The sequence below is a fragment of the Gordonia sp. NPDC003422 genome (genome assembly GCF_053588675.1).
The window spans coordinates 174,168-180,426 of the sequence record NZ_JBSFQL010000009.1 but is presented as its reverse complement, the minus strand read 5'-3'; the positions used below and the strand labels follow the sequence as shown (position 1 = coordinate 180,426).

Annotated in this window: 5 protein-coding genes; 2 read left to right on the top strand and 3 right to left on the bottom strand. The window is 67.1% G+C overall.

Annotation, left to right across the window (positions count from 1 at the left end; all coding sequences use genetic code 11):
• Nucleotides 1–223: 223 nt before the first annotated feature.
• The gene (locus tag ACWDTF_RS10330) at nucleotides 224–2,188 is read right to left on the bottom strand and encodes a protein kinase domain-containing protein (protein WP_240862280.1); all 1,965 of its coding nucleotides are present in this window, start codon (nucleotides 2,186–2,188) and stop codon (nucleotides 224–226) included.
• A 229-nt stretch (nucleotides 2,189–2,417) separates the two neighbouring features.
• Nucleotides 2,418–3,230, bottom strand: a complete 813-nt coding sequence (locus ACWDTF_RS10325; protein ID WP_449754343.1) for a spermidine synthase — start codon at nucleotides 3,228–3,230, stop codon at nucleotides 2,418–2,420.
• A 66-nt stretch (nucleotides 3,231–3,296) separates the two neighbouring features.
• Here ACWDTF_RS10325 and ACWDTF_RS10320 point away from each other — a divergent pair, with 66 nt between their 5' ends.
• On the top strand, nucleotides 3,297–4,229 hold the full coding sequence (locus tag ACWDTF_RS10320; protein WP_433255271.1) for a cobalamin biosynthesis protein: 933 nt from the start codon (nucleotides 3,297–3,299) through the stop codon (nucleotides 4,227–4,229).
• On the opposite strand, the gene ACWDTF_RS10315 is transcribed toward ACWDTF_RS10320, so the two are convergent.
• Nucleotides 4,207–5,211, bottom strand: coding sequence for an SURF1 family cytochrome oxidase biogenesis protein (locus ACWDTF_RS10315; RefSeq protein ID WP_433255268.1), 1,005 nt, complete (start codon nucleotides 5,209–5,211; stop codon nucleotides 4,207–4,209). The genes ACWDTF_RS10320 and ACWDTF_RS10315 overlap by 23 nt on opposite strands.
• Nucleotides 5,212–5,247: 36 nt before the next feature.
• On the opposite strand from ACWDTF_RS10315, the gene ACWDTF_RS10310 reads away from it, so the two are divergent.
• Nucleotides 5,248–6,255 (top strand): zinc-binding metallopeptidase family protein, encoded by a 1,008-nt coding sequence (locus ACWDTF_RS10310; protein WP_240862289.1) that lies wholly within the window; start codon nucleotides 5,248–5,250, stop codon nucleotides 6,253–6,255.
• Nucleotides 6,256–6,259 lie beyond the last annotated feature (4 nt).

Here is a 6,259-nt window from a genome sequence, read left to right as displayed (position 1 = left end):
CACCTACACCAAAAAAACACCACTCTTTCCAAACACGCCCCTCTCCCTTTATTACAACTGTTTTTGTTTTGGAGAACGCGAGTGCTGCAGCACTCGCGTTCTCCAACTCGGCTCTGGTTGTCGCGGTGCACGGCTGCGCTGGTTTCGTGGGCGGCAGGTCGCGCCTCCTGTGCTAGACGACGATGCTCCCGAGTCCGAGGCGCGTCGTCGGCGAGAGAAAGAATCAGCCGGATGTCACCGTGGCGGTTTGGATGATGGCGCTGATGTTCGGCTTGCCGTAGGTCGCGTTCGGCTTGGCGGGAATGAACCCACCCTTGACGATGCCGTCGAGAACCGGCATCGACGCGTCGTCGACCTTCCCGAGGATCGTGAAGCGCAACGGCAGTCGGGCGTTGTCGGTGAGGAACACCAGCATCGTCGATCCGCCATTGGGTTTGATGTCCTCGGACGGGTAGATGAGCATCGTTCCCCGCGGATACACGAAGACGTTCTCGCCGCTGTCGTTGGTGCCGTCGGGGGTCAATCCGACTGGCTGTTCGTCTGGGCTCGTCCAGCCGGGGTTGGTGTTGTCCTCGCCGTTCGGGGAACCGCACAGCAGATAGATCTTGCCGGACTCGTGGCAGGTGTTGTGGTCGTAGACCCCGTTCTGGATCATCGTCGTGACGGCCCCGACGTTGCAGGGTGCCTTCGTCCGATCCATGGTGACCTTGATGTCGCCCTGCGCGGCTATTGCGAAGGTGGCGTTCACCGTGCCGGACTTGGGTTGTTGGGCCGCGGGCGGGTCGAGTGGGACGCCGCCGACCGGCGTGTGGGTCGTGTACGTGCACGCGACGGTCTCGACATTCGGCGTCGGTGGCGTCGACGACGCTGTCTTCGTATCGTCACTACCTCCAGCTGCGCGGACGGCAAAGAAGACGCCGGCCCCGATGAGGGCGAGGACCGCCACGACGGCGACCACCAGGAGCGCCACCGGACGCTTCTTGGCTTGCGGCCCCGAAGGTGGCGTTCCGCCACCGCCGGAGTAGAGATACGACGGATTCGGCCCACTGGGTGGCGGCGGTGTGTACGAGCCGCCGGGAGCCGAGTGTGGGCCGGAGCCGATCGTTGTGGGCCCGGATGGCGGCGCGCCACCGAATCCGCTCGGTCCCGACGGGGTGGGGCGAATCTGAGTGGGCCCCGAGTATGCCCCGCCTGGCTGCGCTCCCCATGCCGCTGCGCCCGCGGCCGCAGGCCCCGACACCCCAGGCCCCGAGACCCCAGGCCCGGAGGGACGCGACCCCTGCCCGCCCGGCGGATACGTTGGGCCCGACGGCATCCGAGACGGTCCGGACGGAGCGGGACCGGGCCCGGGTCCTGGTTGGTGGACGGGCCGGGTGGGGGTGGTGGCGATCGCGACGGATGCCGCCCGCATCAACTCCTTCGCCGTCGGAAAGCGCTGGGCCGGGTCCTTGGCCAGACCGCGGGCGATCACCGGGTCGAGCGGACTTCCGGTCTGCGGCGGCGGCTGGGTGAGGTGGGCGGTCATGATGCCGGCGTCGGTCTTCGATGGATACGGCGCGCTTCCGGTGACACTCTCGAAGAGCACGCAGGTCAGCGCGTAGATGTCCGAACTCGGTCCCGCCGGAACATCGTTGAGACGTTCGGGAGCCATGTACGCGAGCGTGCCGAGTGCCGTGCCGACCTGGGTCAGGTGCCTGTCGGTCTCACCGTGCGCGATGCCGAAGTCGACGAGATAAGCGAAGTCGTCGTTGTTGACGAGGATGTTGTCCGGCTTGATGTCCCGATGGACCAGCCCGCTGCGATGCGCCGCGTCGAGCGCACCTGCGATCTGGGAGAGGATCGAGACAGCGCGGCCAGGTGCGATGGGGCCGTCCTTCAGAATGCCCCGCAGGTCCTTGCCGTCGACCATGCGCATGTCGATGAACAGCACGCCGTCGTGCTCACCCCAGTCGTGGATCGGGATGACATGCGGGTCGGACAGTTTGGAGGCGGTCTTCGATTCGCGTTCGAATCGCTCGCGGAAATCGCTGTCGTTCGCGAAGTGCAGCGGGAGCAACTTCAGGGCGATGGTGCGTTCCTTGACCGTGTCCAGGGCCTCGTATACCTCGCCCATGCCACCACGACCCAGGAGCCGGCCGATGCGGTACGGGCCCAGCATGGTGCCGGTCCTCGATTTTGGCTCGGTCACGTCACCCCTTCGATTTTCGATCCGAAATTCTCGCCGTCGATCGGGTCCGATCGCCGACAGATCCATTCTCAGCCTATCGAGTGAACTACACCTTCGTATGTCGAGCAGTGGGACGACACAAGGCGAGGCTCCTCCGAACGTATGTGCGGCCCGAATTCACTCGGCTGGATGTCGGTATCACTGCCGAGAACCTCGTGTCGTCCGATTGGACGATCGACCGACTATCGAGCTACCGGGCGGAGTCCTCGTCGACGCGGACCTGGCTGCCGAAGACGCGTGCCGCGTCGCCGTCGATGGCGCGAGCGGGGAGGGGATCGCTGAGCAACCGGCGCGTGAGCGCGGCAGATGCCTTCAGGGGGGCGTCGCTGGCCGCCAGTACGACATTGCCGGTGCGTCGACCCTTGAACATGGCCGGATCGGCGATCAGCATCACGTTGGCAAAGACCGATGCGATGGTGGCGGCCTCGGCCCGAACACCGTCGAGCGCTCGCCCGTCGCCGCAGTTCGCCAGGTACAACCCGCCAGGTGTGAGCAGTTCGTGGACCGACGACGTGAACTCGCGCGTCGTGAGGTGCACCGGGGTTCGGTTCCCGACGAACGCGTCGCGGACCACGATGTCGCGGCTGCCCGGGTGGAGGCTTTCGGTGACCGCCCGGGCATCACCCACCCGGATGCGAAGCAGTGGGGATCGTGGGAGGTCGAACCATTCGCGGACCAGACGCGCGAGTTCGGCGTCGATCTCGACCGCCACTTGCCGCGCGTCGGGGTATCGGACGGCGAGGTAACGAGCGAGCGCGCAGGCCGCACCGCCGAGGTGGACGACGCGCAGGCGAGTCTGTGATGGGTACCGGTCTTCGATGACCGCTGCCATCTGGCGGAGGTATTCGAAGTCGAGGAGCGTCGGGTCCGGGTGGATGTGCGAACTGTGGGTGCCGTTGATCGTCAGCAGCCATCCGCCGGCGACCGGGTCCGGTGCCAGTTCGGCGATGCCGCCGTCGATGTCGTAGCGACCGGCAATGGGTTGTGGTCGTGTCCTGGCCACTACTCGGTCCTGTCCAGCATCACCGGGCAAGTCTGTCACGCAGCGTGGGTTGGCTACGATCGGCCGATGGAACGAGCGCTCGCGACCGCGGGGGGATTGGTGTGCGGGTACCTGCTCGATCGCCTGCTCGGCGATCCGCGGCGCGGACATCCGGTGGCCGGATTCGGTCGGATGGTGTCGGTCGTCGAACGTCACATCTACCGTGATTCCCGATGGTCCGGAACCGTTTTCGCCTGCGCGACGGCCGGTTCGGCGACCGCGTTGGCGCTCGGAGCGCAGCGTCTGTGTGACGGGCCGGCCAGTCGATTCGCGTTGACCGGACTGGCCACCTGGATGGTGTTGGGCGGTGCGTCGTTGACGCGGGTGGGCGAACAGGTCGCCGACGCCTTGAGTGCGGCCGACACCGCAGGCGCGCGGTCCCTGGTGCCCAGTCTGTGTGGACGCGACCCGGACTCCCTCGACGACGCGGGCATCTGCCGGGCCGCGGTCGAATCCCTCGCCGAGAACACCTCGGATGCCGCTGTCGCCCCACTGATCTGGGGTGCCGTGGCGGGAGTGCCGGGTCTGGTCGGCTACCGGGCCGTCAACACCCTGGACGCGATGGTGGGGTACCGAAGCCCGCGCTACCGCCGTTTCGGCTGGGCGTCGGCCCGGGCCGACGACATCGCAAACCTCGTGCCGGCGCGGATCGCCGGTGCACTCACGGTGCTCGTCGGCGGCGCGCCTCGACGAACGGTGCGCACGTGGCGGCGGGATGCCCGCGCGCACCCGAGTCCCAATGCGGGCGTGGTGGAGTCCGCGTTTGCGGGGGCGCTCGGCGTGCGGCTCGGCGGGCGCACGGTGTACCCGCACGCCGTCGAGGACCGGCCGACTCTGGGTGACGGCGATCCGCCGACGACGACGGACCTGCGTGCGACCGTCGCGCTGTCGCGTCGGGTGCAGGCAGCCTCGCTCGCGGTGGCCGTTGGAGTTCTTCTCAGCCGCCGTATCGGCGACTGAGTTTGTCGCGCACCCCGTCGGATGTCGCGCTCGCGTCGGGTCCGGTGCCGACCTGACTGACCTGACGTGACCCGGACACGACGCCGGCCGCTCGCAGGTCGCTGCGGACACGCCGTTTTCGTTCCGCGCGGGTGTCGGGGATCGCTGTGGGCTCGGCGGCGTCGGCCCCGGGTGCGGCATCGGCCCCGGGCGCAGTGCCCCTGAGCAGGGTGTCACCGTCGGGTGCGGTGGTCACGGAACCGGCGCCCGCCCGCCTGCGGTGACGGATCTCGGAGAACAGGAAGTAGGCGGCACCGAGCGGCGCCATGATGCCGAACGCCAGCCACTGCAATCCGTACGAGAGATACGGTCCGGAATCCAACTGCGGCAGCGGGATCTCGCCGAGTGAACCCGGCTGGGCGGGAGACAGCTGAATGTAGAACCGATCCATCGGAGTCGCCGTCGCCCGGCCGATCTCGGCGGGGTCGATCGAGTACACCGCCAGCATCCCCTCCTCGGCGTGGGCACCGCGACCGGCGCTGGTGCCCTCGGGGGCACGGATCCTCCCGGTGATCGTCACATCGCCGGGAGGGCCCGCCGGAATCGGCGGTGCCGCGCCCTCCCGCGGACGGACGTATCCGCGATTCACCGCGATCACCCGGTCGGTACCCGCCACCGCGAATGGCGTCACGACCTCGATCGCCGGCTGCTCGTCGACGTTGCGCAGCCGGACGAGCGCTTGATCCTGCGGCAGATAGCGTCCGCGCAGCGTCACCTCCCGCCACTCCTCCGACGGATCGAAGGCCGCGGTCGGCGCCAGTTGGGCCAGCGGGACCGGGTCGGTCTCGGCTGCGCTGCGGATGAGTTCGTTGCGCTGGTGGGTCGAGGAGTTCTTGCCCAACTGCCAGGGCGCGAGCAGCGTGAAGCACGCAACAGCGAACGCGATCACGACGACGCCCAGGGCGATCCACCCTGGACGCAATACGGATCGGAGCACGCGCACGCCTCAACGGTACCGAGACCGGGTAGCGTGGAACCAATGCGCGACTTCTTATGCCGCAAATGCGGTCAGCGATTGTCCTTCGAAAACAGCCTGTGTCTGCATTGCCAGAGTCCGCTGGGTTTCTGGCTGCCGACCCGATCGATCTACGTGCTCGACGAGTCCGGACGTACCGAGGTGGACGGTGTCCTCCTCGAACGGTGCGCAAATACCCAAGTAGCCCAATGTAATTGGCTTGTGAAGTGGACCGGTAAGCCGACGCGCTGCGTGTCGTGCAAACTCACCCGGACCCGCCCCGGTGACGACGACCTCGACGCTCTGCCGATCTTCGGCCAGGCCGAGACCGCCAAACGACGTGTGATCCTCGAACTGGACGAACTCGGCCTCCCGATCACCGGCCGAGACAATGACCCAAACACCGGACTGGCTTTCGATCTCCTCTCCAGCGCACACGAATCCGTGATCACCGGACACGACAACGGTGTGATCACCCTCGACCTCGCCGAGGGCGACGACGTGCACCGCGAGCAGATGCGCGTCGAACTGGCCGAGCCGTACCGAACCGTGCTGGGTCATTTCCGGCACGAGATCGGGCACTACTACCAACTGGTGCTCATCGATGACGCCGCACGACCCGGATTCGAAGAGCTCTTCGGCAACCCGGACGACGACTATCAGGCCGCGCTCGACCGCCACTATTCGCAGGGCGCGCCGGAAGGATGGCCCGAGCAGTACGTGTCGTCGTACGCGACGATGCATCCGGCCGAGGATTTCGCCGAGACCTTCGCGCACTATCTGCACATTCGCGACAGTCTCGACACCGCGGCGGCATTCGCGATGGCGCCGGCCGGTTCGACACTCGACGGTGTGCTGCCGGGCGACGTCGGGTTCGATCGCATCATCGAATGGTGGCTGCCGCTGTCGTGGTCGCTCAACCAGATCAACCGGTCGATGGGACACCCGGATCTCTATCCGTTCGTGCTGCCCGAGGCAGTGCTGAACAAGATCCGGTTTGTGCACAACCTGGTGAGTCCCGCAGACGAGTGAGCCG